This window comes from Pectobacterium jejuense, from assembly GCF_026800125.1.
Taxonomy (GTDB): domain Bacteria; phylum Pseudomonadota; class Gammaproteobacteria; order Enterobacterales; family Enterobacteriaceae; genus Pectobacterium; species Pectobacterium jejuense.
In genome coordinates this window covers 100,371-126,823 of the sequence record NZ_JAPQKX010000009.1, presented here as the reverse complement: position 1 = coordinate 126,823, position 26,453 = coordinate 100,371, and the positions used below count along the sequence as shown (strand labels likewise).

Annotated in this window: 26 protein-coding genes; 19 read left to right on the top strand and 7 right to left on the bottom strand. The window is 52.2% G+C overall.

Annotated elements, in window-relative coordinates; translation table 11 throughout:
* Positions 1-120 precede the first annotated feature (120 nt).
* Entirely contained in the window at positions 121-1,299 is a 1,179-nt protein-coding gene (xylR, locus tag NXT09_RS16945) for a D-xylose utilization transcriptional activator XylR (protein ID WP_039533072.1), read from the top strand.
* 83 nt (positions 1,300-1,382) lie between these two features.
* On the opposite strand, the gene NXT09_RS16940 is transcribed toward xylR, so the two are convergent.
* Positions 1,383-1,958 carry a DJ-1/PfpI family protein gene (locus tag NXT09_RS16940; RefSeq protein ID WP_010284196.1) on the bottom strand — a complete coding sequence of 192 codons (576 nt, stop codon included), beginning with the start codon at positions 1,956-1,958 and terminating at the stop codon, positions 1,383-1,385.
* A gap of 412 nt (positions 1,959-2,370) precedes the next feature.
* On the opposite strand from NXT09_RS16940, the gene argG reads away from it, so the two are divergent.
* Positions 2,371-3,717 (top strand): argininosuccinate synthase, encoded by a 1,347-nt coding sequence (argG, locus tag NXT09_RS16935; RefSeq protein WP_268580644.1) that lies wholly within the window; start codon positions 2,371-2,373, stop codon positions 3,715-3,717.
* A gap of 269 nt (positions 3,718-3,986) precedes the next feature.
* Positions 3,987-4,637 (top strand): acyl-homoserine-lactone synthase CarI, encoded by a 651-nt coding sequence (gene carI, locus NXT09_RS16930; protein ID WP_010300609.1) that lies wholly within the window; start codon positions 3,987-3,989, stop codon positions 4,635-4,637.
* On the opposite strand, the gene NXT09_RS16925 is transcribed toward carI, so the two are convergent.
* From NXT09_RS16925 to ftrA, 3 genes are all read right to left on the bottom strand, one after another.
* Positions 4,621-5,349 carry a helix-turn-helix transcriptional regulator gene (locus NXT09_RS16925; protein ID WP_205551975.1) on the bottom strand — a complete coding sequence of 243 codons (729 nt, stop codon included), beginning with the start codon at positions 5,347-5,349 and terminating at the stop codon, positions 4,621-4,623. The genes carI and NXT09_RS16925 overlap by 17 nt on opposite strands.
* 348 nt (positions 5,350-5,697) lie before the next feature.
* The gene (gene pemB, locus NXT09_RS16920) at positions 5,698-6,900 is read right to left on the bottom strand and encodes a pectinesterase PemB (RefSeq protein WP_268580643.1); all 1,203 of its coding nucleotides are present in this window, start codon (positions 6,898-6,900) and stop codon (positions 5,698-5,700) included.
* Between the two features lie 4 nt (positions 6,901-6,904).
* Positions 6,905-7,900 (bottom strand): transcriptional regulator FtrA, encoded by a 996-nt coding sequence (gene ftrA, locus NXT09_RS16915; protein ID WP_268580642.1) that lies wholly within the window; start codon positions 7,898-7,900, stop codon positions 6,905-6,907.
* A 119-nt stretch (positions 7,901-8,019) separates the two neighbouring features.
* Here ftrA and NXT09_RS16910 point away from each other — a divergent pair, with 119 nt between their 5' ends.
* The 3 genes from NXT09_RS16910 (at position 8,020) to NXT09_RS16900 (ending at position 10,104) form a co-directional block, all read left to right on the top strand.
* Positions 8,020-8,409, top strand: a complete 390-nt coding sequence (locus tag NXT09_RS16910) for a rhodanese-like domain-containing protein (protein ID WP_268580641.1) — start codon at positions 8,020-8,022, stop codon at positions 8,407-8,409.
* A 364-nt stretch (positions 8,410-8,773) separates the two neighbouring features.
* Positions 8,774-9,703 carry a zinc dependent phospholipase C family protein gene (locus NXT09_RS16905; protein ID WP_268580640.1) on the top strand — a complete coding sequence of 310 codons (930 nt, stop codon included), beginning with the start codon at positions 8,774-8,776 and terminating at the stop codon, positions 9,701-9,703.
* Entirely contained in the window at positions 9,700-10,104 is a 405-nt protein-coding gene (locus tag NXT09_RS16900) for a hypothetical protein (protein WP_268580639.1), read from the top strand. Before NXT09_RS16905 ends, NXT09_RS16900 begins: the two co-directional genes overlap by 4 nt.
* A gap of 126 nt (positions 10,105-10,230) precedes the next feature.
* Here the strand turns inward: NXT09_RS16900 and NXT09_RS16895 are convergent, their stop codons facing one another.
* Positions 10,231-10,572: a GlpM family protein gene (locus tag NXT09_RS16895; RefSeq protein ID WP_095701160.1), complete on the bottom strand. Its 342-nt coding sequence runs from the start codon at positions 10,570-10,572 to the stop codon at positions 10,231-10,233.
* A 201-nt stretch (positions 10,573-10,773) separates the two neighbouring features.
* Here NXT09_RS16895 and NXT09_RS16890 point away from each other — a divergent pair, with 201 nt between their 5' ends.
* The 13 genes from NXT09_RS16890 (at position 10,774) to NXT09_RS16830 (ending at position 25,503) form a co-directional block, all read left to right on the top strand.
* Complete coding sequence (locus NXT09_RS16890; RefSeq protein ID WP_205551981.1) at positions 10,774-11,787, top strand: 3-oxoacyl-[acyl-carrier-protein] synthase III C-terminal domain-containing protein; 1,014 nt, start codon at positions 10,774-10,776, stop codon at positions 11,785-11,787.
* On the top strand, positions 11,784-12,812 hold the full coding sequence (locus NXT09_RS16885; RefSeq protein ID WP_268580638.1) for an NAD-dependent epimerase/dehydratase family protein: 1,029 nt from the start codon (positions 11,784-11,786) through the stop codon (positions 12,810-12,812). Before NXT09_RS16890 ends, NXT09_RS16885 begins: the two co-directional genes overlap by 4 nt.
* On the top strand, positions 12,805-13,611 hold the full coding sequence (locus tag NXT09_RS16880; protein ID WP_095993183.1) for an MBL fold metallo-hydrolase: 807 nt from the start codon (positions 12,805-12,807) through the stop codon (positions 13,609-13,611). The genes NXT09_RS16885 and NXT09_RS16880 overlap by 8 nt, the downstream gene beginning before the upstream one ends.
* Complete coding sequence (locus NXT09_RS16875; RefSeq protein ID WP_268580637.1) at positions 13,608-14,894, top strand: F390 synthetase-related protein; 1,287 nt, start codon at positions 13,608-13,610, stop codon at positions 14,892-14,894. Before NXT09_RS16880 ends, NXT09_RS16875 begins: the two co-directional genes overlap by 4 nt.
* Positions 14,891-15,547 (top strand): phosphatase PAP2 family protein, encoded by a 657-nt coding sequence (locus NXT09_RS16870; RefSeq protein WP_268580636.1) that lies wholly within the window; start codon positions 14,891-14,893, stop codon positions 15,545-15,547. The genes NXT09_RS16875 and NXT09_RS16870 overlap by 4 nt, the downstream gene beginning before the upstream one ends.
* A 4-nt stretch (positions 15,548-15,551) precedes the next feature.
* The gene (locus tag NXT09_RS16865) at positions 15,552-16,676 is read left to right on the top strand and encodes a sterol desaturase family protein (RefSeq protein ID WP_268580635.1); all 1,125 of its coding nucleotides are present in this window, start codon (positions 15,552-15,554) and stop codon (positions 16,674-16,676) included.
* On the top strand, positions 16,669-17,808 hold the full coding sequence (locus tag NXT09_RS16860; protein WP_268580634.1) for a fatty acid desaturase family protein: 1,140 nt from the start codon (positions 16,669-16,671) through the stop codon (positions 17,806-17,808). Before NXT09_RS16865 ends, NXT09_RS16860 begins: the two co-directional genes overlap by 8 nt.
* Positions 17,805-18,905, top strand: coding sequence for an acyl-CoA desaturase (locus NXT09_RS16855; RefSeq protein ID WP_268580633.1), 1,101 nt, complete (start codon positions 17,805-17,807; stop codon positions 18,903-18,905). Before NXT09_RS16860 ends, NXT09_RS16855 begins: the two co-directional genes overlap by 4 nt.
* A 59-nt stretch (positions 18,906-18,964) precedes the next feature.
* Entirely contained in the window at positions 18,965-19,894 is a 930-nt protein-coding gene (locus NXT09_RS16850) for a lysozyme inhibitor LprI family protein (RefSeq protein WP_268580632.1), read from the top strand.
* 204 nt (positions 19,895-20,098) lie between these two features.
* Positions 20,099-21,130: a DUF3829 domain-containing protein gene (locus NXT09_RS16845; RefSeq protein WP_268580631.1), complete on the top strand. Its 1,032-nt coding sequence runs from the start codon at positions 20,099-20,101 to the stop codon at positions 21,128-21,130.
* A gap of 321 nt (positions 21,131-21,451) precedes the next feature.
* Positions 21,452-22,891: an aldehyde dehydrogenase gene (aldA, locus tag NXT09_RS16840; protein WP_268580630.1), complete on the top strand. Its 1,440-nt coding sequence runs from the start codon at positions 21,452-21,454 to the stop codon at positions 22,889-22,891.
* A gap of 103 nt (positions 22,892-22,994) precedes the next feature.
* Positions 22,995-24,155 (top strand): FMN-dependent L-lactate dehydrogenase LldD, encoded by a 1,161-nt coding sequence (lldD, locus tag NXT09_RS16835; RefSeq protein ID WP_039285051.1) that lies wholly within the window; start codon positions 22,995-22,997, stop codon positions 24,153-24,155.
* A 148-nt stretch (positions 24,156-24,303) separates the two neighbouring features.
* Positions 24,304-25,503, top strand: a complete 1,200-nt coding sequence (locus tag NXT09_RS16830; protein WP_268580629.1) for an AI-2E family transporter — start codon at positions 24,304-24,306, stop codon at positions 25,501-25,503.
* A 66-nt stretch (positions 25,504-25,569) separates the two neighbouring features.
* Here NXT09_RS16830 and NXT09_RS16825 read toward each other — a convergent pair whose 3' ends face one another.
* Entirely contained in the window at positions 25,570-25,953 is a 384-nt protein-coding gene (locus NXT09_RS16825) for a DUF596 domain-containing protein (protein ID WP_268580628.1), read from the bottom strand.
* A gap of 10 nt (positions 25,954-25,963) precedes the next feature.
* Positions 25,964-26,350, bottom strand: a complete 387-nt coding sequence (locus NXT09_RS16820) for a hypothetical protein (protein WP_268580627.1) — start codon at positions 26,348-26,350, stop codon at positions 25,964-25,966.
* Positions 26,351-26,453 lie beyond the last annotated feature (103 nt).

Sequence of the window (26,453 nt, the reverse complement as noted above, 5' to 3'; positions counted from 1 at the left end):
CGAAGGAAATACGTGGCGGCTCGCAATAATCAGCAAATTATTTTGGCCTCTTGGGGCGCTGTGCTATTCAAGGAAGAAGACTTTATTCAAGGAACTTGCGATTAATGAGCGCCGACTGCCATGTTTGAAAAACGCTATCGCATCACGCTGCTGTTCAACGCTAACAAAGTGTATGACCGTCAGGTGGTTGAAGGGGTTGGCGAGTATTTACAGGCTTCTCAGTGTGACTGGGACATCTTCATTGAAGAGGATTTCCGGTGCCGCATTGATAACATCAAAGAATGGCTGGGCGACGGCGTGATTGCCGATTTTGACGATGGCGAGATCAAGCGGCTACTACAGGATGTGAATGTTCCGCTGGTGGGTGTGGGCGGTTCTTACCATCAGCCCGAGGATTATCCGCCCGTGCATTATATCGCGACAGATAATTATGCACTGGTGGAAAGCGCGTTTATGCACCTCAAAGAGAAAGGGCTAAATCGCTTTGCTTTTTATGGCCTGCCTGCATCGGGTGGGAAAGGCTGGGCGCAGGAACGGGAGCATGCTTTCCGGCAGCTGGTTGCGGCAGAAAAGTATCAGGGTGTGGTGTATCAGGGAATGGAAACCTCGCCGGATAACTGGCAATACGCGCAAAATCGGCTGGCGGACTGGGTGCAGGGGTTACCGCCGCAGACGGGGATTATTGCGGTGACGGATTCCCGCGCGCGCCATCTGTTGCAGGTCTGCGAACACCTGAATATTGCCGTACCGGAAAAGCTGTGCGTCATCGGGATCGATAACGAAGATCTGATCCGCTACCTTTCTCGCGTTGCGCTCTCGTCGGTAGCGCAGGGCACGCGCCAAATGGGGTATCGCGCGGCGAAACTGCTGCATCAACTGCTGTTGAATCAGGCTGATGTGCCGCTACAGCGTATTTTGGTGCCGCCGGTTCGAGTGGTTGAACGTCGCTCAACGGATTATCGCTCTGTGCACGATCCTGCTGTGATTCAGGCGATGCACTTTATCCGCTATCACGCCTGTAAAGGGATTAAGGTTGAGCAGGTGTTGGATGCGGTAGGAATTTCCCGCTCGAATCTGGAAAAACGCTTCAAAGACGAAGTCGGCCAGACTATTCACGGCATGATTCATGAGGAGAAGCTGGATCGGGCGCGTAACCTGTTGATATCGACCTCGCTCTCGATTGGTGAGATCTCGTTGATGTGCGGCTACCCTTCGCTGCCCTATTTCTATGCCGTCTTTAAGAAAGGGTATGACATCACGCCGAAAGAGTATCGCGAGCGTTATGGGGAAGGTTATTAAGGTTATCTATAAAAGAAGGTCATGCTGGAAGGTCACACAGGAAGGCGCGAGGGTGCGCGCCTTATCATTAGGCTGTTGAACGGTTACGCTGGCACGCGCCAGTAATCGTAATCGATGTGCTCAACCTGGAAGTTGGCGTTTTCTTTGTCACCGGTCAGACGGCTGGCGAGGGTAAAGGCAAAATCGAATGTGACTCCCAGCCCTTTGCCGCTGATCAGATTGCCGTCTTCCACGACTTTCTCGTCAACATAAACGCCATCGGTCACGTCCTGCCATAAATTCCCGGAGCAAACGTAACGGCGGCCTTTCAGCAGTTTGTTACCCCCCAGCACGCGGGCGGCTGCGGAGCACAGTGGGCAAATCAGTTTTCCCGCGTCGTCGTGGCGACGAATAAACTCGACGACCATCGGGTTTGCGGCCAGATTTACCGTTCCCTGTGGGCCGCCAGGAATGACTACGGCATCAAACAGCGTGTCCTGATTTCTTTCCAGCAGAGCATCGGCAAACATGCGAATATTGTGATAACTGTGCAGCTCCAGTCTGTCATAGCATGACAGCATGGTGACTTCTATCTTCATACGGTGCAGTACATCAATCACCATAATCGCTTCTGCTTCTTCAAACCCAGGAGCCAGCAGAACGGCGACTTTCTTAGACATAGCATCTCCAGCAATATGCAAGGGAAGGTGTTAACCGCAAGAGAATAGCAAAGAAATATCGCCAAAATGAAACGATGTTTTATTAATGTCGGGTGGGTCGCGTAAACGATTTTTGCTGCTTAGCCTGAAGAGAAGATAGCGCTATACTTGCTAACTTGGTCGTGAATTGGCCACGAATTTTTTTGCATGAAAGTATGACTCTTCTCTTCCTGTCCCGCCAAAAAGATGTTTAAATTATCACTCACTTATTTTGCATAAATATGCATTTGTGAGTGTGTCGATGTTGGTCATCGACCGGCCCGTTTGATGCAGGATGTGCACAGGGCCCGAGCGCTCATGAATGTATGGCGTAACATAATGGTGTGGGCGACTCAGCTTATATCCAGAGATCTTTCGAGCAGGGATTATATATATGACAACGATTCTCAAGCATCTTCCGGTTGGTCAGCGTATTGGTATTGCGTTCTCGGGTGGTCTGGATACCAGCGCTGCACTGCTTTGGATGCGTCAAAAAGGCGCGGTTCCTTATGCGTATACCGCGAACCTAGGGCAGCCAGACGAGGATGACTACGAGGAAATCCCACGTCGGGCTATGGAATACGGCGCAGAAAATGCTCGCCTGATCGATTGCCGTAAGCAACTGGTTGCTGAAGGTATCGCTGCGATTCAGTGTGGCGCATTCCACAACACGACGGCGGGCGTGACCTATTTCAACACCACGCCGCTGGGCCGTGCGGTTACCGGTACGATGCTGGTTGCTGCAATGAAAGAAGACGGCGTAAACATCTGGGGTGACGGCAGCACCTATAAAGGCAACGATATTGAGCGTTTCTATCGTTACGGCCTGCTGACCAATGCTGAACTGAAGATTTACAAGCCGTGGCTGGATACCGATTTCATTGATGAGCTGGGTGGCCGTCAGGAGATGTCCGAGTTTATGTCACAGGCAGGGTTCGGCTATAAAATGTCGGCCGAGAAAGCCTATTCCACCGATTCCAACATTCTGGGTGCGACGCATGAAGCGAAGGATCTGGAATTCCTGAATTCCAGCGTCAAAATCGTTAACCCGATTATGGGCGTGAAGTTCTGGGACGAGAACGTCAAAGTGGCAGCAGAAGAAGTGACCATCCGTTTTGAACGCGGTCACCCAGTTGCGCTGAACGGCAAGACCTTTGCCGATGACGTGGAACTGATGCTGGAAGCAAACCGCATCGGCGGTCGTCACGGTCTGGGCATGAGCGATCAGATCGAAAACCGTATCATCGAAGCGAAAAGCCGCGGCATCTATGAAGCGCCGGGAATGGCACTGCTGCACATTGCCTATGAGCGTCTGGTTACCGGTATCCACAACGAAGACACCATCGAGCAATACCACGCCAATGGCCGTCAGCTGGGTCGTTTTCTGTATCAGGGACGCTGGTTCGATTCTCAGGCACTGATGCTGCGTGATTCTTCTCAGCGTTGGATCGCCAGCGCCATCACCGGTGAAGTGACGCTGGAGCTGCGTCGTGGCAATGATTACTCCATCATGAATACCGTGTCTGATAATCTGACCTATAAGCCAGAACGTCTGACCATGGAGAAAGGCGACTCGGTCTTCTCGCCAGATGACCGTATCGGCCAGCTGACCATGCGCAATCTGGATATCACCGACACGCGTGAAAAACTGTTTAATTATGTTGAAACGGGCTTGCTCTCTTCCTCCGCCAGCACGGGTCTGCCGCAGGTAGGGCAACTGCAGGATAAAACAGAGAAATAACGCCCAGATTGAATAATATAAAAATCCGGAATCGTCTCGCGCTTCCGGATTTTTTTTATCCGTTTATCATATGTTTATATTGGTTCTTCTCGCGTTGTCTTTTTGTGTATGAACTCTTGCTGACAATGCAGGTTGCATCTGTACAACCGCCGTGGAAAGGGACAGAATACCTATAAATAATCAGCCAAGATAATAATCTGAAGGCGAAGGATCTGTGGGATGGCGTATCGTTTTTTGAGGTTATGTATTAACTTTTCAATGGAGGAAAAATGTTAGAGATATTTGATGTAAATCACACCTTGTTGTCAGAAACGAAATCAGAAGAGCTATTTACCCTCAGAAAAGAGACGTTTAAAGATCGACTGAATTGGGCCGTGCAATGTACTGATGGAATGGAATTTGATCAGTATGATAATAATAACACGACTTATCTTTTTGGCATCAAAGATAACACCGTTATCTGTAGTTTGAGATTTATTGAAACAAAATACCCTAACATGATTACCGGGACGTTTTTTCCTTACTTCAAGGAGATAAACATCCCTGAAGGGAATTACCTGGAATCTAGTCGGTTCTTTGTCGATAAATCACGAGCGAAAGATATTCTCGGCAATGAATACCCAATTAGTTCGATGTTGTTTCTTTCGATGATTAATTACTCAAGGGACAAAGGCTATGATGGAATATATACGATAGTGAGCCACCCTATGCTGACGATATTAAAACGATCTGGCTGGGGAATTCGCGTGGTCGAACAAGGTTTGTCAGAAAAGGAAGAAAGAGTTTATTTGGTTTTTCTTCCGGTTGATGATGAGAATCAGGAAGCGTTGGCTCGTCGTATTAACCGCAGCGGGACATTTATGAGCAATGAATTGAAGCAGTGGCCTCTACGGGTACCTGCCGCTATTGCACAGGCTTGATGAGCTGTAACTCAACGCCGAGCCTGATAGCATGCTTGGCATTCAGGACGCCCAGTTTTTTCACAACGTTGCCGATATGAAATTTTACCGTACTGGTTTTGATACCGAGAATAATAGCGACTTCCAGATAGGTTTTACCCATACTGGCCCAGTAAAGGATTTCATTTTCTCGTTGAGAGAATATTTCTTTATTATTTAATTGTTTTTTATTTTCAATCATCTCTCTGCAAAGGGAGATGATTTTTTCATATGCATCAATTAATAGCATCTGAAAGGTGTCTTTCTTCTCTTCAATGAATGTTTCAACATCATCGGGATAGGAGCTGTCCACGATAATAGATAGCATCGCTAAATTATCGCCATGATCGTGAAGGACAAAAGTATATCCATTGATAATATTATATTTTTTAGAGAGATCAAATATCTTGGCAAGCTGTAGTCGTGTATTAATAACCAGACTTTTCTCCCAAGAGAAAGGCGATATTTTATTAAATGAAGCAAGAACAACAGGATCAATGTGCTGGTATTTATTTTCTTTGTAGAGATTAACCCATTCATCGGGATAACTGGAAATAATGATCATTTCAGAGGGGTTTTTCTTATTCAGAACCATAAATGAGAATTTGATGCCATCGTAGTGATCCAGGTTTTCATTAAAATGGCATTTGATTACTCTGCTTATTATTTCGCTACTGGAGAATAATGGCGACATCTCATGACCTCAGTCTGAAGAATCAACATCCGTGTAACGGAAAAGTATATACCTACACCTGTACCTAAGTCTAATTGTTATGGGGGAGTGAAAAAACATACAATCGAACGACAATGCTAAGGGCGTGAAGTAAAAAAAATAAATAACGCTCTGGATAAGCGTGATGACTGGCTAACATCAGGGAATGCGAATTAAGCGAGATTTATCAGTAATATAATAAGATTCTTTTACTTTTCTATGGCCTGTATTGTTTACAGGCCGCCAGCGGTTCAGGTTAATTAATTCCATCAGTGCGACTCTTTCGCGAATAACACTCACCTTTTATATTGTTATCCCTTTCGCTGTACCTCACGTCTCGTCGATATTGTGGAATTCCCACAGCCGATTGAAATGCACATCGTCGAGATTGCGGCCGGAATTCGCGTTACCCGCAAAGGGCCGTGCGGTGGTTGCCGCCGAGCCCCACGGCTGTTTTCTGTCATAGCTGGCGTCAATCGTGCTGTCACGAATCACTAACTGGCCGTTTGCCGTCTGGCCCGGCTGATATCCCGTCTGCCTTGCTCCCTGATCCCAGGCGCGCCCCAGTTTGGCCTTTTTTCCTCCGCTGAAGCCTTCGTCTCCCGTGAAACGACACGCCACTGCCAGAAAACCGTATTGCACCCACGGCATGCTGTCAGGCGCGAAGACGTGAATATCTTTCGCCCCACGGCTGGAAACTGTATGAAAGTGGACGCGTTCGAATACCGCAGTTGCGCGCCCAAAAACGTAATCGACATCGCCCTCAATGTAGCTGTCTTTAATGTAGGCTCGGCTGTAGCGGTCCGTGACGTACTCATTCTGAAGGTTGCTGGTGTTGACGAAAAACGTATCCTGACGACCGATGAGGCGGACCTTTTCAAGCTGTACCTTGTCGCCGTCGGTGCGCAGCGCAACGGCCTGATGTGCACGACTATCCACTGAATCCAGCAAGGTATTCACCACTGTCAGGTTCTTCATCTGGAAATTGTCGCTCTGTGACCAGACCACGGCGGAACAAATGGTATCAATCGTCGCGTTTTGTTTTGATGCACAGAGATCGTACAGATACCAGGCAGGATCGCCGGGCTGATATTCACCGTGCGAATTTACCGTTTCCCGATAGATCGCGGGTGAAAACATCGAATCCAGCGCGAGTTGAATCACTACGTCATCCGGTTGTTCTCCCACCCCACATAGCGTGAGCGGTGGGGCATCGGCAGGGATGTAGACAGTGCCGGTATAGGTGCCTGGCAGCAGTTTAATCTCAATCCGCGCCCGATCCTGTTGCGCCCGCAGCGCGGCGTTCACCGCCTGTTGAACATGGGCGTGCGTTGCGCCATCCACCCCCACCTGTGGCCCGACAACCCAGGGCGTCGCTGGATCGACCTCAATCGGTGCGGGCTGCCAGATGTCAGCCTCTGTCTGATCATCGTGTCCACGTAGCGTGAAATAGTGTGGGAGCGTGAAGCGTTCGGCTTCCTGCGCGGAGAGAATGGGGCGATAAACCGTGCCGGGGTACGTCGTTTTTGTCATGATCTTATCCTCTCTTAGCGGCAAGATTCTCAGGGATATCATCGGCTCTCTGCCCGAAGCGCAACCGATAGGTTGAAGGCGTGAGATCGAGCTGCTGGCGAAAATGGTGGCGTAACGAGGCTGCGGTACCGAATCCTACCGTTTCGGCGATTTTCTCGATCGATAAGCGCGTATTTTCCAGTAAATCGCGTGCGGTATTCAGCCGTTCGGCCAGTAGCCAGCGCGCTGGCGTCGTACCCGTAGCGGCAGAAAAACGGCGAAGGAACGTGCGTGGGCTCATACAGGAAATTGCTGCCAGCTTCGTAACGGAATACTCTTCCGCGAGGTTGGCTCGAACATGATCGATAAGCGGCCCGAGTCGCGAGCGTTCGTAGTCTACAGGTACCGCTTTTTCAATATACTGCGCTTGCCCGCCATCACGATGCGGTGCGACCACCAATCGGCGAGCTACTTGATTGGCCGCTTTGCTGCCGTAATCCCGACGGATGAGATGCAGCCCCAGATCGATACCCGCCGCACTCCCGGCGGACGTAAGAATCGTTCCCTCATCGATATAAAGCACGTCTGGCTCGATGTTGATATCAGGATATTGCATTTTTAACGTGTCGCTGTAGCGCCAATGCGTCGTGGCGCGTCGCCCGGAAAGCAGACCTGTCGCCGCGAGGACAAAAACGCCAGAACAGATAGAGAGCAGCCTGGCACCCTGCTGATGTGCCTGGCGTAATGCATCGACCAGATGTGTGGGGACGGGCACATCATTGCCTTTCCAGCCGGGAATGATAATCGTCCCTGCCTGTGTTAACAGCTCAAGGCCACCATCGGCAACTACATGGATACCACCCGTTGCCCGCATCGCGCCACGGTCTAAACCCGCAACGGCAAACTGATACCAATGTTCCCCCATTTCGGGGCGAGGAAGGCCGAAGACTTCAACAGCGATACCAAATTCGAATGTACACAAGCCATCATAAGCGAGTACGACAACAAGCGGATTGAACATCGATTTCCTCACCTCAATAACTTGTCATGATATTGACGATATATGGCAATAATGCCATCTGCCAGCCTTTATGTATCCGTTTTATAGTCGAGCCTCATTCCAATCAGTGAGAAAAATCGATGAGTTACGTGACTGAATATCCCTTTGCTGCTTCTGATATCGCCCTATCCCATTTTTCACGTCGCCTGTCCGTTGAAACAGACTGTGCGGATGTGGCGGGATCGCTCTCTGACACTCAGCAGGACTTTGTGTTATTGCATGTGGTGGGATCGGCGAAGCACTTTAGCGCGCGCCATATACCGGGAGCGATTCACCTTCCGCACCGTGAAATCACACCTGAGCGTATGGCCGAGTGGCCTGATGACACGCGGTTTGTCGTCTATTGCGCGGGACCACACTGCAATGGCGCAGATCAGGCGGCATTAAAGCTGGCGCAACTCGGTCGCCCGGTAAAAATTATGATAGGGGGAATCACGGGATGGGAAGATGAAGGCTTCGCCTTCGCCTAATCTCACCTGCCTATAGCAGAGGGGGCCATCCCTTCTGCCAACACCTAATTCCCCTGATACCACGTCCAGATAAGTTACCAGACATGTTTGATGCTGTAGCGTTGATGCTGGTGTCATCTTTATATCTGGCATTGTTCACAGATTTTGCCAAACAGAATAGAGGCACTCATTTCTACTGGTAGTATGGTTACGCGATCTACGTATTGAAATAATATTATCTATCAAATAATTACCACGGTTTTTTATTGAGCCTTCATGATTCATTTTTCAGGCCGACTTTGTTCAACGGTACAGCTCTTATTTCCTTCATGTTTTAGTAAGTGACTATTAATAATCGTGTTATACCACGCTAAAGGTGAACTTCATGGCTGGAGCATATGCACATCTCGCAGTTGTTAATTTTGCAGTTGAAACAAAGCGGTTGGAGAAAGGAAAGGTACCTCAAAGCGGTATCCTCGTATTAAAGAGATATCTTCGTTTCTGTGAATTAGGTTCGGTTAGCCCTGATTACCCTTATCTGGCTATTGCGGATTCTGGTGCCGCAGAATGGGCCGATATGATGCACTATGAAAAGACAGGGGATGTGGTTCAGTCTCTTGCTAAAGGTGTGATGGGGTTACAGGGTGCTGAGAAAGAAAAGGCGCTAGCGTGGTTGCTGGGCTATGTCGCTCACGTGGTGACTGACATGACGATTCATCCTGTTGTGGAAAAAATTGTTGGTCCTTATGCTCAGAATAAACGTGAACATCGTATCTGTGAGATGAATCAGGATGCCTATATTTTTCAAAGATTAAATTTGGGCGAAGTAGGGCTTTCTGAACATCTTAATTCTGGGATTAGAGGATGTTCGCAGGATGGACAGCTTAATGAAACGATAAAAAAGCTATGGGAATCTGCTTTGCAGCAAACTTACGCTCAGGCGTTTTCTAGCAATAAGCCCGATATTAATAAATGGAATTCACGGTTCTTGTTTATGGTCGACAAGATTGCTGAAGAAGGCAACAAGTTGATGCCGCTGGCGCGTCATATTGCGGTAAATCTTGGTTTAACCTACCCCGCTGTCGCGGAATTGGATCAGCAGTTTCTGACAAATATCGCAACGCCAAGAGGGAGGAAAAACTACGATGATGTTTTTGATCTCGCGATAACTCATGTCGTTGAGGCATGGCGGTTAGTTGCTGAATCAGTTGAAAAGTCTGATGTAGACGCATTGTCATTCTTTGGCCATTGGAACCTTGATACGGGGCGAGATGTGAACACGAATGAATTAGTTTATTGGGAGGAGGTTGCATGAGATATATCACCCTCGCAAGTGTTTTATTTTTGGCAGGATGCTGCTCTTTTAGTTCAGCGAATCAACAAGAGACGATGTACCCGCTGTCGTCTGCCCTAACAAAATTAAGCGCATCCGTTGAAGCAGAAACTCGTTATGGCAATCCTGATTCCGCGACTGACAACCCGCTTCTGGTCGCTGCAACAGCTCATGATCCAGCGCTTCTTGCCCCTTTTAAGGACTATAAAATGAAGGCAAAGTCTGTAGAAGGGCATTCGCTAATATTGGTATGCAGCGCAGATGGTCGTCAGGCCTTATTAGAAGATGCGGGATGTACCGCAAAAATGGATAAACATCACTGGCAGGAGAAGGCCAATCCCGGCTGTAACTACACTATCGATATGGCGCAAGTATGCCGTTAATCTTGATCGCTATGAGTCTGATACAATAGAAATGCCAACATATTGAACCCGGATACGCCGGGTTCTTTCTCTATTGCGAGAGTGATTGGACACATCAGAAATTTTTTTCCGTTTGCTGTTTTACACCTAATTCCCCTGATACCACGTCCAGATTTTGACCAGCAGAGCCGCTGATACACTCCAACACACGACCGCTGCAAACAGCGCCTGTGGCAATTTCATCCACGCGGTAAAGTAATAAAGTGAGATGAGATAAACCAGATAAGGAATAACGGACCAGATGCCAAACAGGATGGTGGCGCGCAGCGCTTCCAGTCCACGTTCGGTGCCAACGATATAATGTGCGATCAGCGCAAACGTGGGAAATAGCGGCACCAGCCCGGCAATATAATAGTTTCGGCTTTTCGCCAGTACGCTGATGAGCAATACGATCAGCGCGCCAATAACCGATTTGATAAACAATGACATAAGTATAAATTCTGGCTTAATTAAGCATCGCGAATGCACAGAGAATAGCGAAAAAGTGTCGGGATGGAATAGTGCTACCGCACAGCTTAAGATTTCAATTTGTGGTGATTTCGTTATTCTTAGCGACAGAATGAATAAATACCGTACGTGATAGCCTGCTCAGTACGGGTAAAACGATAATAAATCTAGAAAGGATTGAAGTTGAAGACGCAAAGTCATGCATTTACTCAGGGATTGATTCCACTCAAGATTATTTCTACCGGCAGCGCGCTTCCCACGCAGCGGGTGACGTCGGCTGAATTAGATGTGCGGCTCAATAAACCCGCTGGATATGTCGAAAGCCGTTCAGGCATTATTTATCGCCACCATGCGGATAATCATGCTAGCCAGGCGGAACTCGGTGTTGCGGCGTTAAATGACGCGCTGGCGCGGGGCGTTATTCCGCCAGCGTCCATCGATCTGCTACTGTTTGCTTCCGCGATTCCGATTCAGGCGCTGCCTTATAGCGCCAGCCACTTATTAAAAGCGTCGTCCCTGCCAAAAGGGACGGCCTGTTTCGATATTAACAGCAGCTGCGTCAGCTTTATTTCCGCGCTTCAGGTGGCGGCCGGGCTGTTAAATACTGGAGCTTATCGACGTATTGCCATCGTCTCTACCGAACTGGCTTCGCGCGGTATCGATTGGGATGACGAAGAATCGTCGCTGATTTTTGGCGATGGTGCTGCGTGTGCCATTGTCGAACGTGGCGATGGGCGCAGCGGTATTGCGGCGTGTCTGCTGGAAACCTACCCGAAGGGTAACGAACTGTGCCAGATCCGCGCTGGTGGCACCTTGCGTAACCCGCGTGCGGGGATGGAGCTGCATGATTTTCTGTTCCATATGCAGGGAAAACGGCTATTCAGGCAGGCTTCTGCGCTGATCGAGGGCTATCTGCAACGGTTACTGGAGGCCAGCGGTTATTCGCTGGATCAGATGGCGGCGGTGGTTCCGCATCAGGCCAGCCACCTGTCGCTGGAACATATGCGTAAGCGGCTGGCGATCCCGACGGAAAGGCTGATTGATATTTATCGCTATCACGGTAATCAGGTGGCGGCCTCGATTCCGACGGCGCTGCATCATGCCATCGTGACGCAGCGTCTGCCTGAGGGTGAACCCGCGATGCTGGTCGGTACGGCCGCCGGGTTGACGCTGGGCGGCATGGTATTGATCCCATGAGAGTCTTCGTCACGGGCGCGACCAGCGGACTGGGGCGTAACGCAGTGGAATGGCTGCTTCAGGCCGGGCATCAGGTGCTGGCCTGCGGGCGCGATCGCACTGTAGGGCAGCAGCTTGAAACGCTGGGCGCGCAGTTTATTGGTATCGATTTGGTGGACACCTCGGTAGACCAGTTTCGAACGCTGATGGCGGGCTGTGACGTGGTCTGGCACTGCGCTGCGAAATCATCGCCGTGGGGCCAATATAATGATTTTTATAAGAATAATACCGAGGTGACGGCACGACTGGCCGACGCTGCCGGTCAGTTGGGTATCCCGCGCTTTGTACACATCTCCACGCCCGCGATTTACTTCGACTATCAGCACCACCTGAATATCGATGAAGGCTACCGCGCGGCACGTTTTGCCAATCACTATGCGCAGACTAAATTTCTGGCGGAAGAACGGCTTCAGGCGCTGACGTCGCGCTACCCGCAAACTACCTACGTGATTCTGCGCCCGCGTGGCCTGTTTGGCCCGCATGACCGCGTGATTCTGCCGCGAGTTCTGGAACAGATTGCAGTGGGCGGCGGCGTGCTGCGGCTCCCGCGCGGTGGCGAAGCGCTGCTGGATCTGACGTTTGTCGGCAACGTGGTGGAAGCGATGGCGCTTGCCAGCCAGCGCACGGGGTTAGTGTCTGGCTCGGCGTATAACATCACCAATCATGAACCCGCACGCCTTGCAGACATGCTTGAGCAACTGCTGATCGGGCAACTAGGGATGAACTATCGCGTCAGGGCAGTGCCGTATCCGCTGTTGCACGCGGTGGCGGGTAGCATGGAGCTGTTCTCGTGGTTTAGCCGGAAAGAGCCGCTGTTGACGCGCTACAGTGCGGGAGCGGTGAATTTCGATATGACGCTCAGTGCGGAGAAAGCCAAGCAGGAGCTGGGGTATCAGCCGTGTTTCTCCCTTCAGCAGGGCATCGAGCTGACCGGAGACTGGTTCAACGCGCACCTTGCACAGCGGAGGACTGACGGACATGGCTAATATTTCAACGTTTGAGGTCGGGTACTGTTTGCATCCCGGCTGCATGGCGCTGCGTGGTGCGGGATGGAAAGTGTGCCGTTTTCCGGCACGCGTCTGGATGTTGGAAAGTCAGGGTAAGCGCTGGCTGTGGGACACCGGCTATGCCCAGCATTTTACCGATGCCACGCAATCTGGCCTGTTTCAGCTGTACCGCAGAATGACGCCAGTGCATTTCGAGACGAAAGACGCGCTGATTCACCAGCTACACGGGCAGGGGATTCAACCTGCGGACATCGACGGCCTGATTATTTCCCATTTTCACGGCGACCATATCGCGGGGCTGCGGGATTTCCCTAACGTGCCGTTTATCTGTTCGGCGCTGGGATGGCAGCAGACGCGGAATCTGCGCGGTTTCGCGGCCTTGAAGCGGGCGTTTGTGCCCGCGCTGATCCCTGAACATTTCGAGCAGGCGCTCCAGTTTGTTGAGAACTTCCCGCTTACCGATCTGCCAGCCGAGCTTGCGCCGTTTACGCAAGGCTATGCGTTGCCGGGTAGCGATAAAGAGATCGTGCTGGTGCCGCTGCCCGGCCATGCCGCCGGACACCTCGGCGCGTTTGTGCTGACGGAAAACGGCTGGGTGCTGCTGGCAAGCGATGCCGCCTGGTCGCCGCACAGCTATCGCGAAGGGCGTGGGCCATCGCGCTTGGCGAATCTGGTGATGGACGATCCGAAAGCCTATTACCACACGCTGGACCAACTGCACCAGTTGCACCTGAACGGGCAAGTCGAGATTCGGCTGTGTCACGAGGGTGACCTATGATTCCGCTGATGACGATCTGGCACTATTTCCGCGCCAGACGCCTGACCTTTTCCACTCGTCAGGCGCTTGAACGCCATCAGCAGCGCCAGCTTTCTCATTTTGCTCGGCGCGTGCTGGTGCGTAGCCCCTATTTTCGGCCTTACTGCCAGCTACCCATGACATCCTGGCCGATGATGGATAAAGCCGTGATGATGGCCGAGTTCGATCGGATGAACACCGCTGGGCTTAAGCGGGATGAACTGCTCGCTTGCGCGCGCCGCAGTGAGGAAGAGCGCGACTTCACGCCGAATGTGGGCGGGTTTAGCGTCGGGCTATCGTCCGGCACCTCTGGGCAGCGTGGCCTGTTTGTCGTCAGCCCGCGTGAACAACAGGTGTGGGCGGGAGGCATGCTGGCGAAAATGCTGCCGGACGGCTTACGTGCTGGTGAGCGGGTGGCGCTGTTCCTGCGGGCGGATAACAACCTGTATCACAGCGTGGATAACCGCTGGCTCAGCCTGTCGTTTTACGATCTCTTTGCGCCATTTTCTGAGCATTTTTCGCGGCTGGAAGCGTGGTCGCCGTCGATTATTGTCGCTCCCGCACAGGTGCTGCGCGAGCTGGCGCTAGCGGTACAGCGTGGTGAGCTGCGCCTATCGGTCAAAAAGGTGATTTCTGTCGCCGAGGTGCTGGAACCGCAGGACAAGCAATTGCTCCAGCAGATCTTCGGACAGGTTGGGGAAGTGTATCAGGCGACGGAAGGCTTTCTGGCATCGACCTGCGAGCACGGCACGCTGCATCTCAACGAAGAATTTATTCACATCGAGCCGCAGTGGCTGGATGACGAACGCTTTACGCCCATCATCACCGATTTCACCCGCAGCACCCAGCCGATTGTGCGTTATCGGCTGGACGATGTGTTGGTGAAGCAAAAAACGCCCTGCGCGTGTGGTCGAGTGACGATGGCGATTGCCCGCATTGAAGGGCGTAGCGATGACAGCCTGCGATTGCCAAACAGTAACGGCGAACCTCAAACCGTGTTTGCCGATCTCTGTAGTCGAGTGATCGCCAATGCGCTGCCGCTGCATGCCGACTATCGACTGGCGCAGCAGGGCGATGCGACGCTGCATTTATCCGCCGCGTGCAGTCTGCCGGAGCTGGAAGCCTGTCGGGATAGTCTGTCACAGCAGTTTGCGTTGCAAGGGATTGATGCGTCTCGCCTCCGGTGGCGGTTAACCGCCGGTGAGATTGCGCCGGAGTTTACGCAAAAGCGCAGACGGATTACCCGCCTGAAGGAGAGTGTATGAGGCTATTTCCGCAAAAAACGCGGCTATTGCGACTGAAAGCGTTGCTCTTCGGTTGGGGAACGGTCGGGCTGGTGTATCAACTGAGCGCACAGTTTCAGGGTCAGGGAACGGTACTGCCGACGTCGTTTGTTGATGAGTTGATTCCTTTTAGCGCGTCGGCGATCTGGCTGTATCTCTCGTTTTTTATCATCGTGCCGCTGTCTTACTTATCTTGCCCGATTACGCGTCTGGCGGGGTTACGTCGAGCAACGCAGCTGACTGCCTTGATTGCGGGCGCGGTGTACCTGATTTTTCCGACTACGATGGTGTATCCACAGGTCGTTGGGGACGATCTCTCCACCCGTGTGCTACAGCTTTTACTGCGTATCGACTCGCCGCAGAATTGCCTGCCGTCACTGCATATTGCGCTAACGGTGCTGGCGGTGTGGGCAATGAGCGATAGCCGGCAGAAGGTGAAAACCGGTTTGTACCTTCTGTGGGGAGCGGCGATTGCCCTGTCTATCCTGCAACTGCGCCGACATCTGTTCATCGATCTGGTGACCGGCGCGATGCTGGCGGGAATTACCGGGTGGATTTTTCTGCGTAGCCGGGAGGCGGTGAAGGCCATTTCCCCAGCGGCTCCGCTGCCTAACGATAAGCGCCATCAGGAATGACATCATGATCGATTTGGCATTACCCATTGTCTTTATGCTGGTTGTGGTAATTGGCGAAGCGCTGGTTCTACAGTGGATGCAGCGTGAGAAGGTGAACTGGCATGACGTGGTTTTCAACCTGAACTCAGGGCATATCATGCTGTGGCTTTTTCGCAGCGTGGAGATTTTTTGCTATGGCTATGTCGCGGCGCATTTCAGTTTGGGCTGGATAGAGACCTGGCCGCCGGTGCTGATGTGGCTGTTCGCGATACTCGCCTGGGATTTCGGTTTCTATTGGCTACATCGCCTGCACCATACTTTCGGTGTGTTGTGGGCCGTGCATGTGGTGCATCATCAGGGCGAACATTTCAATCTGTCACTGGGCGTGCGTAACTCTTGGTATTCCTCGCTGACCTCGATTCCGTTCTTCCTGATTCTGGCGCTGCTCGGCGTACCGCTGTACGTGTTCGTTACCGTGTCCATCCTGCATTACAGCGTTCAGCTCTTTAACCATAATGCGATGACGCCCAAACTGGGCTGGCTGGAAAAGGTGTTGGTGACGCCCGCACACCATCGTGTGCACCACGTGAACGATCGCGCTTATGCCGATAAGAACTTCGGCGGCACCTTCATTTTTTGGGACAAACTGTTCGGCAGCTTTTGCCCGCAACTGCCTGACACGCCTTTCCGCTACGGTGCAGGCAAAGCAACGCCATCAAAAAATCCGTTTTGGGCCAGTAACCTGCCCTTTATGCAGTACCTGAAACTGTCGGTGCGCCGTACACGTCAGGCAACGTTTCACTGTACGCCAGTGGCGTTGATTGCCGGAGCAATGCTGCTGTTTGCGCTGGTGGTGGGCTATGTCTACCTGTATGGCTACGGCTATGATTCCGCCGATCTGTCGCAGGTGGCGCTCTTCCTGCTGCTGGTGGCGGGTGCGGTGGCGCTAGGTGGGATTTCGGAAGGACGGCGCTGGGGTATTTACGTTTGGCTCGTGGTGGTGCTGCTATTCCCAGCCGTGTTTCTTGTCTACCTGGGCTGGGAAGCACTCTACTGGAGGATTGCGATGCTGATGCTGGCGCTGCACGGGCTGGCGATGGCAGTTGGCTGGGGCCAGCGGCCTCTGACCGAGGAACCTGAAAATGGTTAATGTGCTTCCCGCCAAACCGTATCCAGCGAAGGACGAGCAGGCTTTCCATCGGGCATTACAGCGGGAAACATCGGCCTATCTCCGCGCGAATCACGATCATCGTTTTGCCGATAGCGGCCAGTTCGTTAAGGCCGGATTACTCTTTTTATGCTGCATCGCCTGTTATGCCGTTTGCTTAATGCAGCAGGCGGCGTGGGCATTCTTCCTGAGCTATTTCTCTTTCATCATGCTGTCGATGTTATTGAATATCATCGTTAATCATGACGCCTCCCATAATACTTTTTTCCGCAACCGAACAATGAATCGCACGGTCGGGCGCATCGTCACGTTGCCGTTAGGTATCGATCCTGATTACTGGCGTTTGCGTCATGTGGACTTCCACCACATCTATCCGAATGTGGAACATTACGATCTGGATACGGAAGAGAATGGGGTTTTCCGCCAAACGCCTTTTCAGCGCCACCGTTCCTACATGCGTTATCAGCATCTTTACTGGCCGCTGGTGGCTGCGTTCTCGCTCCCTTATATCGCCTGGATTTTTGATTGGGCCGATCGCTTGGGGAAAACTCCCGTCAATGCTCGTTCAGCACAGTTAGGCTACCGCGGATGGATGATTTTTGTCGGCAGTAAAATCGGCCATGTCCTGCTGTTACTGGTGATTCCCATCATGGTAGGAGCGGCACACGGCATTAGCCCAGGCATCGTGCTGTTAAGCTATTTGTTGGGGCAGATGCTGGCCTCGTTGCTGGTGGTATTTTTGCTGCTGGGCACGCACTGGGCGGAGGCTGAGTTCTATACCGTTACTGATACAGAGGCCATGCCTCAGGGTTGGTATCAGCACAATTTTGCGACAGCCTGTGACTGGCTGCCGACGCCGCGCTGGCTTGAGCGCTGGACGGGAGGGTTGCACTTACATCTGACGCATCATCTTTTTCCGGGATGGCATCATCGCCATTATCCTGCGTTAGCCGACATCTTACGGCGCGTGGCTGCCGAGCATGGCATGAACTACCGCTGTATTACCTATCGTGAGCTACTGGCCAGTCAGCGCCGGTTTTTAAAATTGATGGGCGAAGGTAACGATCGGCGTACTTCGCGACGCGTCGTGAAAGCGGGAGCGGAGGAAGAATGACGCTCGCACCGCTAAAGCCGCTCCGCTATGAACAAGGTCGCGATCTGGCGTTGCATCGGGCGTTGATGAAGGCCGCGAATGATTATCTGGCGGAAACGGGCGACCACCGTTTTGCCAACGCTGGGTTTATCGGCAAGATGCTGTTTCTGGTGGCGCTGTGTCTGACGTTTTATGGTTTAAGCCTCCGGCAGACGACGCTGTGGGGTTTTGTGGGCTGCTATTTTGGCTTTATTTTTACCGCCATGTTTCTGGCGGTGAACGTGGTGCATGATGCCTCGCATAACGTCTTTTTCCGGCGGCCGTGGGCGAATCGTCTGCTCAATATCGTGGTGAGTATTCCGCTCGGCATGGATTCCGACTGCTGGCGAGTGCGGCATGTGATTTTCCATCATGCGCATGTCAACGTGCAGCACTACGATTTGGATATCGAAGAGAATGGCGTTTTGCGGCAATCGCCCTATCAGCGGTTTCGCTTTTTTATGCGCGCCCAGCGCTACTACTGGCCGATGGTGGCATCGCTGACATTCCCCTGCATCATCTGGTTTTTTGACTGGCTCGATCGCGCAGGGAAAACGCAGGTGACGCGCAATATGACGCTTCAGGGCGGTAAGGGCTGGGGTATTTTTCTGTTATCAAAAGCGCTGCATGCCCTGCTGGCGCTGGCGATCCCCTATTGGCTGTTGTCGCCGACACCTGTCAGCCTCGGTGCGCTATTGCTGGTTTATCTGCTGAGCCAAATGCTGTCGTCGCTGATTTTTGTTGTCCTGATTCTGGGGTCGCACTGGGCGAAAGGCACGTTCTATCAGGCACCGGACGATGGCCTATTCAGGCATGGTCGTTATCAGCACGTCTTTTCCACCACGGTGGACTGGACGACTCGTCCCGCCTGGCTTGGCTACTGGCTGGGGCAGCTCAATATGCACCTGACTCACCATATTTTTCCCAACTGGAATCATCGGCACTACCCTGCGTTATCGAAAATTATTGCAGACGTCGCCCCGCGTTACGGCATTGATTATCAATGTATTACGTTGAAAGCGATTTTGGTTGAGCAGCAGCGTTTTCTTAAAAAGATGGGAAATGGCAGCAAGCAATAACCCGTTATCCATTTTATCAATCAGTTAGGTTTCATCTGTTTTTCAAGGAGCGATACTTCATGCGTTATTTATCTCTGGCCGTTTCATCCCTGCTGTTCTGTTTCACCTCCTCCGCCTGGGCGATGGATTGCAGCAAGGCCAGCACAGACACTGAGAAAATGATTTGTGCCAGCAGCCAGTTACAGCAGCTTGATACGGTATTGAACAAGGCCTATCAGGGTTACATGAAAAAGGCAGATAAAGCGCAGGCGCGTCAGGAGCAGCGTGATTGGTTGGTCGAGCGCGATCGCTGTAAGGATGACGTTTGTCTGGGGAATGAGATGGTTTCCCGTATTCAGGTGCTTTCCGGTAGTGAAAATATCTCTCTGATTACTCAGGCATCAGACCAGTGGGACTTTGTGCTCAGCGTGGCGACGTGCGATCTCGACTCTTCTTACTCAACCTGCGAAGGCCCCGGCACGCTGGATATCTTTAAGAAAGGGCGTGGTGATCTGTTCCAGCGTATCACGATGGAAAATATGTTCATCGAGCTGAACACTAAGGGCGAAGTGACAGCGAATCTGGTTGAAGTCTATGGCGAGAACAACAGCGGACTGGTGATTGATGACGCTAACTTCGATCACCACGCGGATATCATAGTGCGTAATGGCAATAGCGGCGCTTACGGCGGGCCGTCTTACGATGTGTACCTGTTTGATGTGGAAAAGCAGCAGTTCACCCTGAATGCGTCGCTGACCGAGTTAGCCAGCACCAACCTCGGCTTGTTCGATATCGATGAGAAAAGTAAGGTCATTACGACGTTTACCAAAAGCGGCTGCTGCTGGCATCAATGGTCTGCCTATCAGATCGCCAATAATCAGCCTGTCCTGATTGCCGAAACCACGGAAGCCTACTCCGAAGAGAAACAGGCGATGGTCGCCACCACCCGCGAGCTGGTAGGCGGCAAGTGGAAGGTGAAGGAAGAGATCGTGAAAATCGACGAACCGTAAGCGTCTTCTGCTTAGCTAGCAGGCCGTTAAAAGAGACGTCGCCGAGTGTGTTCTGAACTGACAAACGTTAGATCCATGCTCGGTGAGTCCGACGGTACGGAAAATCGTTACCAATTGTTACATGTGGTACTATTGCCTGGCCTTCAGCCGCGAGCATAGGAGCTCAAGGTTGGGGATTTCTTTATTATTAACAGGAGAGTTTTAGTGAAGAAGGTAGTCAGTGCTTTAGTCACAGTGGCTGTGATTGGCGGGGCGGTCATCTATAAAACGGATGTGTTGAACGAACTAATGGGAGGTAAGGCGGAAGGGAGTGCTGAAACACTATTATCGAAAGAAAACGAGGCAACAGTAGCTAAACTTGCCCCGTTCGTCGGGTGTATTAACGGCGTAGATGGTATTTGGCGCGGTGCTTATGCTCGTTATCATACTGCTTACGAAAGCCAGCTCGCTAATGGCCGCGCTTTTTGGAATTTACAGACTCGCTTTACACTTACTCAGCATGGCGATCAGTACGCTATTGCCAAAAACTGTGTCGAGGGTCTGGAAGCAGGGGCGAAGAGTGGGCAAGCCGACCCAGAGCTTGACCCGATTGGTGCAGATTATGCTCAAGCCCTCCAACAATTGATTCCTCTGGTTCAGGAAGTTGATACCTACTATTCTCAGGGCGATTACAAAGACGATGGAATGGCTAAAGGCAAGGCCCTTCAGTCTCAAATCGAACCGTTGTTCAAGACGTTCTTTGCAAAATCCGATCGCATCCATAGCATTGTCGCCTCACGCAACCTGGCAATAGAAAAACAAGCGCTGGTTGCTATGGAGCAGCGTAATGGTAAGGATATCTGGTGGCACACAGAAAATGTGATGCTGGAAGCCCGCACCGTCATTGACGCCATCGACGCGCTAAATGTGCAGGACCGTTTGACGGTGGAAAATCTACAGCCACTTGAAACGACATACCAGCAGGCGTTAGATGCAGCGAAAACCTATGGTGAAGCGAATCGAGCCTCGATGGCAAATAAGACGGCAGCCGATCCATTCTGGTTCAATCTGGAGCCGAACGCATCAGCGCTGTTGGCGAACGTGAAGGCGCTACGTCGCGATCTGGATAAATCGAAAAACGCAGGTCTTGAAAAAAATTATAACAGCATGATCAATAGCTTCAATAGGTTGGTTACTGAGTATAACAATCGAAATCAATCTCGGAATCGCTATATTGAAAGTATGAAAAAGGGATAAAGATGCATGCGGCAGGTATCCTGCCGCACAAGTTATTTCCCCCTAATCACCTTATTTTAAGCCCCTCAATATTTCCGCTCCCTAAACCTGCCCATGTATCAGCCGGCTAACTCGCCATCTGAATTCCGATACTTTGCAAAAGTGTTACGTCAGACGTTCTCAGCATGACTTTTTTGCCACTTGCCAGACTGAGGTGGCAGCGATGAAAAGGTAAATGCCGCGCAGAACGCGCAGCATGGCAAAACTTCACAAAAAAAACGTGTTTTGTTAACAACTCGTTTATGCGTGGTATTCCCTTACCCTACTTTGGAGACGCCTGACATGAGCACCACCCAAAAACGTATGTACATCAACGGTGAGTTTGTTGAAAACAGAAGCGGGAAGTGGATTGATGTGGTGAACCCGGCCACAGAGCAGGTTATTTCACAGATCCCAGAAGGCTCCGCTGACGATGCGAAGAGAGCGATAGAAGCGGCAGAAGCCGCACAGCCGGGCTGGGAAGCGCTGCCTGCGGTTGAACGTGGCGTCTGGCTGCATAAGATTGCCGACGGTATCCGCGAGCGCGAAGCCGAACTGACCGACACCATCATCGCGGAAGGTGGTAAGACGTACGGTCTGGCGCAGACGGAAGTGCTGTTTACCGCTGACTATCTCGACTACATGGCAGAGTGGGCGCGTCGTTACGAAGGTGAGATTATTCAGAGCGACCGTCCGAATGAAAACATCTTCGTCTTCCGCAAAGCGATTGGCGTCACGACCGGTATTTTGCCGTGGAACTTCCCGTTCTTCCTGATTGCGCGTAAAGCGGCTCCTGCGCTGATCACTGGTAACACCATCGTTATCAAACCGAGCGAGATCACACCGAACAATGCGGTGATTTTCGCCGAAATCATTCACAAAATCGGTCTGCCGAAAGGCGTCATCAATTTTGTTACCGGCTACGGACCGACGGTCGGGCAAGAGCTGGCTGCGAACCCGAAAGTCGGCATGGTCAGCCTGACCGGCAGCGTGGCGGCGGGCATTGCGACCATGACGGCAGCGGCGCAGAACGTGACGAAGGTGTCTCTGGAACTGGGCGGCAAAGCCCCAGCTATCGTAATGGACGATGCCGATCTCGATCTGGCGGTGAAAGCGATTGTAAGTTCCCGCGTCATCAACAGCGGGCAGGTGTGTAACTGCGCCGAGCGCGTTTACGTGCAGAAAGGCATTTACGACGAGTTTATCGCGCGTATTAAAGCCGCGATGGAGCAGGTGACCTTCGGCAATACGGCGGAGAAAAAAGCGTTGGATATGGGGCCGCTGATCAGTGCGGCGGCGCGACAGCGTGTCGAAGACAAAGTGGCGAAAGCGGTATCGCAGGGCGCGAAAGTGCTGCTCGGCGGCCAGCGCGCAAGCGGTACGGGCTATTTCTATCCGCCTACGCTGCTGGTGGACGTCAAACAGGACATGCCGATCATGCACGAAGAGGTGTTTGGTCCGGTGCTGCCCGTCGCGACTTTCGACACGCTGGAAGAGGCGATTGCGATGGCGAACGACAGCGAATATGGTCTGACGTCGTCGATCTATACTCAAAACATCAACACCGCAATGAAGGCGCTGAAAGGGCTGAAATTCGGCGAAACCTACATCAACCGCGAGAACTTTGAGGCGATGCAGGGCTTCCATGCGGGTTGGCGTAAATCTGGTGTGGGCGGGGCGGACGGCAAGCACGGCTTGCAGGAATATCTGCAAACGCATGTCGCGTACCTTCAATTTCACTAGAAGCAGTTTCACTAAAGGGCAATTTCACTCAAAGCAGTTCCACCCACGGTCATTCCACTTACCGTAACAGTGGCACAAACAAGAAGAAGGATGGGAAAGGACGATGATCATCTCTGCTTCAACGGACTACCGAGCGGCGGCGCAGCGTAAGCTGCCGCCGTTTCTTTTCCACTACGCCGATGGCGGTGCGTATGGCGAGCACACGCTCAGGCGTAATACCGCCGATCTGGCGGATATCGCACTGCGCCAGCGTATCCTGAAAAATGTCTCCGACCTGAGTCTGGAAACGCAGCTATTTGGCGAAAAACTGGCGATGCCGGTGGTGCTGGCACCCGTTGGCCTGACCGGTATGTACGCCCGACGCGGCGAGGTGCAGGCTGCCCGTGCGGCGGCGCAGAAGGGTATTCCCTTTACGCTGTCTACCGTCTCCGTCTGCCCGATTGAGGAGGTCGCACCCACTATCGATCGGCCGCTGTGGTTCCAGCTCTACGTGTTAAAAGACCGCGGCTTTATGCGCAATGTGCTGGAACGTGCGCAGGCGGCAGGGATCAAGACGCTGGTGTTTACCGTGGATATGCCGACGCCGGGTGCGCGCTATCGCGATGCCCATTCCGGCATGAGCGGCCCGAATGCAGCGATACGCCGTGTGTTGCAGGCGATGGTACATCCACAGTGGGCATGGGACGTTGGCCTGAACGGTAAACCGCACGATTTGGGGAATGTTTCCGCCTATCGCGGCACGCCGACGACGCTGGAAAACTATATCGGCTGGCTGGCCGAGAATTTCGATTCCTCTATTTCGTGGCAGGATTTGGCGTGGATCCGCGAGATGTGGAAAGGGCCGATGATCATCAAAGGCATCCTCGACCCGGAAGATGCCAAAGAGGCCGTGAAATTCGGCGCAGACGGTATCGTGGTTTCCAACCACGGCGGTCGTCAACTGGACGGCGTGCTATCGACGGCACATGCGCTGCCTGCCATCGCCGATGCGGTGAAAGGCGATATCACCATTCTGGCGGATTCTGGGATTCGTACCGGGCTGGACGTGGTGCGGATGATCGCGCTGGGTGCGGACGGCGTGATGCTCGGGCGCGCATTTGTCTACGCGCTAGCGGCGGCGGGCGAAGCGGGTGTGGTTAACCTGCTGAACCTGATCGAAAAAGAGATGCGTGTGGCGATGACGCTCACGGGTGCCAAATCCATTGCTGATATCACCACGGACTCACTCGTGCAGGCGACCCAGCGGCGATTGGATGGCCTGTAAGCACGGATGATGCGGCGAGAGGCATTACATTACCGCCTTTTCGCCGCGCTTTCTGATGGCTTTTCACCGGACGACGGCTTTTCCTATATTGCAAACGCCCCACTTCGTTCTATATTTCGAGAGCAGATTGAACGAAGGGGAAATCGTTGTGAATATTAAAGGGCTTACGAAGGGATTCTTCATCCTTATCTTATTTATCGTCACGCTGGCGTTTTTTGACATCCTGGCACCGTATTATTCCGCCATCTTATGGGCGGCGGTGCTGGCCATTATCTTCCATCCGCTGAAAAGCAAAATTCGGCAAAAATTGAACGATCGCAATGGCGTTGCTTCATTGCTGACCGTCCTGATCATCTTCCTGCTCGTCTTCATTCCGTTGGGGATCATTGTTTCCTCGCTGGTGGTTGAAATTAACGGGGTTTACACCCGATTGCAGGACAGTAATACGCAATTCCCGGTGGTGCTGGCGGAGCTGATTCAGCATCTGCCGAGGTGGGCGCGACATTTCCTCGCGGAACACAATCTGGATAACGCCGCCAAAATACAGCAAGAGCTTTCTCAGGTTGTGCTGAAAGGTGGGCAATATCTGGCGGGAAGCGTGCTGCTGATCGGCAAAGGGACATTCACCTTCTTCATTGGTTTCGGGGTGATGCTCTACCTGCTTTTCTTCCTCCTGAAAGACGGTGCCTATCTGGTCAACCTGATTCTGGAATCGTTGCCGCTTTCCACGCATGTTAAGCATCACCTGCTGGTGAAGTTTGCCGCCGTATCTCGGGCGACCGTGAAAGGCACCGTGGTTGTGGCGATTGTGCAGGGGACACTGGGCGGGATTGCGTTCTCCATCGCAGGAATAGAAGGTAGCCTGCTGTGGGGCTCGCTGATGGCGTTCCTGTCGCTTATTCCCGCTGTGGGATCGGCAATTATCTGGGTGCCTGCCGCTATCTTCCTGTTCGCGACGGATATGCTGTGGCAAGCCATCTTCATTGTCGCGTTCTTCGTGCTGGTGATTGGGCTGGTGGACAACATTTTACGCCCGCTGCTGGTGGGGAAAGACACCAAAATGCCGGATTACCTGATTCTGATCGCCACGCTGGGCGGCATGGAAATCTACGGTATCAACGGTTTTGTGATTGGCCCGCTGATTGCTGCGTTGTTCATCGCCTGCTGGAACATCCTCTCCGGTCGCGATAATCAGGAGAATATTGAAGGCATCGACGAAGATTTTATCGAGGAAGGTCGCCAGCATCCGAGTGTGGCGAAGTCGGAACAGGATGAGGAGCTAGAGGGTCAGGTAGTGAAAGGCCAGGCAGCGGAAGGTCAGGAGGCTGAACGTAAGACCACGGAGTAAGTCCGCTGCTAGTCATGATATCTGGTCGTGAGTAAGAGGAATTGGCTCAGGTTTGGCTGATTCCTCTTACGTCCAACTCTCTTGCCCTTCGGGCGTGATCCACACGACGCCTGCGGGCGCTTTGGCTAAGAACCACAGGCCATATTCGTCGACATCATCAAATTCATCATCGGACATTTCAGGCGGAAAGGAATGGCGGAGCCGATCGACCTGATGTTTTGGGTCGCCTTGCAGATAGTCTCCCTGACTGGCAAGCCTGATTCTACCCTCTGCGATGAGCCGCTCCAGCAGCGTAAAAAACAGCGCCTGACGCTGGGCGTAGGTTCTGGAGTTGCCCCGACACTCCACCGCAATATGTTGCCATATCGCGCCCATCGACAGCCCGTATGCGCTGGTGGCGACGGCATCGTAAATGTCGTTGTCGTCCATATTCGTTTCTCTCTTCAGCATTCTCGCTGGCTCAGCGCGTTGGGTCATACGCCTTTGCTTCGTCGTCCCACGGTATGCTGTGGTCGTCAACCGCGACGTGCCATTCACAGTGTGTCAGGGCGGTGCGGATTTCGGATAAACACTGGCACCAGTGCTGTACGCCAATCCAGACGGCATCTTCATCGCTATCGGGGAGTTTAGTCGAGCCGGAGAACACGATTCCTTTTCTGAAAACGTTACCGATTTTCGCGTTGAGGGTGAAATTAAATGACTCCCAGTTTATGCCGTCGCCGGTCGTCAGATATTTCTCAATGTGTTCATTAACGGAATGGCGTTGGACTATCTCCTTCACGGCAGATATCTCTTGTGGGCTCAGGGATTTTTTACGTCGTGCGGTGTAATAGAGAGAAATTGCCACGTTGCCTCGTTTATCATTAGTGTTTAAGGTGAGGTAATGCTTTAAGGTAATACAACACAAATTTTCGAATAAAAAGCGGCGTAAAATAATCAGGATGTTCTGA

Bases quoted from the DNA above. Each gene is read 5' to 3' on its own strand.
- xylR (WP_039533072.1), top strand. From the start codon at position 121: ATGTTTGAAAAACGCTATCGCATCACGCTGCTGTTCAACGCTAACAAA.
- NXT09_RS16940 (WP_010284196.1), bottom strand. From the start codon at position 1,958: ATGTCTAAGAAAGTCGCCGTTCTGCTGGCTCCTGGGTTTGAAGAAGCA.
- argG (WP_268580644.1), top strand. From the start codon at position 2,371: ATGACAACGATTCTCAAGCATCTTCCGGTTGGTCAGCGTATTGGTATT.
- carI (WP_010300609.1), top strand. From the start codon at position 3,987: ATGTTAGAGATATTTGATGTAAATCACACCTTGTTGTCAGAAACGAAA.
- NXT09_RS16925 (WP_205551975.1), bottom strand. From the start codon at position 5,349: ATGTCGCCATTATTCTCCAGTAGCGAAATAATAAGCAGAGTAATCAAA.
- pemB (WP_268580643.1), bottom strand. From the start codon at position 6,900: ATGACAAAAACGACGTACCCCGGCACGGTTTATCGCCCCATTCTCTCC.
- ftrA (WP_268580642.1), bottom strand. From the start codon at position 7,900: ATGTTCAATCCGCTTGTTGTCGTACTCGCTTATGATGGCTTGTGTACA.
- NXT09_RS16910 (WP_268580641.1), top strand. From the start codon at position 8,020: ATGAGTTACGTGACTGAATATCCCTTTGCTGCTTCTGATATCGCCCTA.
- NXT09_RS16905 (WP_268580640.1), top strand. From the start codon at position 8,774: ATGGCTGGAGCATATGCACATCTCGCAGTTGTTAATTTTGCAGTTGAA.
- NXT09_RS16900 (WP_268580639.1), top strand. From the start codon at position 9,700: ATGAGATATATCACCCTCGCAAGTGTTTTATTTTTGGCAGGATGCTGC.
- NXT09_RS16895 (WP_095701160.1), bottom strand. From the start codon at position 10,572: ATGTCATTGTTTATCAAATCGGTTATTGGCGCGCTGATCGTATTGCTC.
- NXT09_RS16885 (WP_268580638.1), top strand. From the start codon at position 11,784: ATGAGAGTCTTCGTCACGGGCGCGACCAGCGGACTGGGGCGTAACGCA.
- NXT09_RS16880 (WP_095993183.1), top strand. From the start codon at position 12,805: ATGGCTAATATTTCAACGTTTGAGGTCGGGTACTGTTTGCATCCCGGC.
- NXT09_RS16875 (WP_268580637.1), top strand. From the start codon at position 13,608: ATGATTCCGCTGATGACGATCTGGCACTATTTCCGCGCCAGACGCCTG.
- NXT09_RS16870 (WP_268580636.1), top strand. From the start codon at position 14,891: ATGAGGCTATTTCCGCAAAAAACGCGGCTATTGCGACTGAAAGCGTTG.
- NXT09_RS16865 (WP_268580635.1), top strand. From the start codon at position 15,552: ATGATCGATTTGGCATTACCCATTGTCTTTATGCTGGTTGTGGTAATT.
- NXT09_RS16860 (WP_268580634.1), top strand. From the start codon at position 16,669: ATGGTTAATGTGCTTCCCGCCAAACCGTATCCAGCGAAGGACGAGCAG.
- NXT09_RS16855 (WP_268580633.1), top strand. From the start codon at position 17,805: ATGACGCTCGCACCGCTAAAGCCGCTCCGCTATGAACAAGGTCGCGAT.
- NXT09_RS16850 (WP_268580632.1), top strand. From the start codon at position 18,965: ATGCGTTATTTATCTCTGGCCGTTTCATCCCTGCTGTTCTGTTTCACC.
- aldA (WP_268580630.1), top strand. From the start codon at position 21,452: ATGAGCACCACCCAAAAACGTATGTACATCAACGGTGAGTTTGTTGAA.
- lldD (WP_039285051.1), top strand. From the start codon at position 22,995: ATGATCATCTCTGCTTCAACGGACTACCGAGCGGCGGCGCAGCGTAAG.
- NXT09_RS16825 (WP_268580628.1), bottom strand. From the start codon at position 25,953: ATGCTGAAGAGAGAAACGAATATGGACGACAACGACATTTACGATGCC.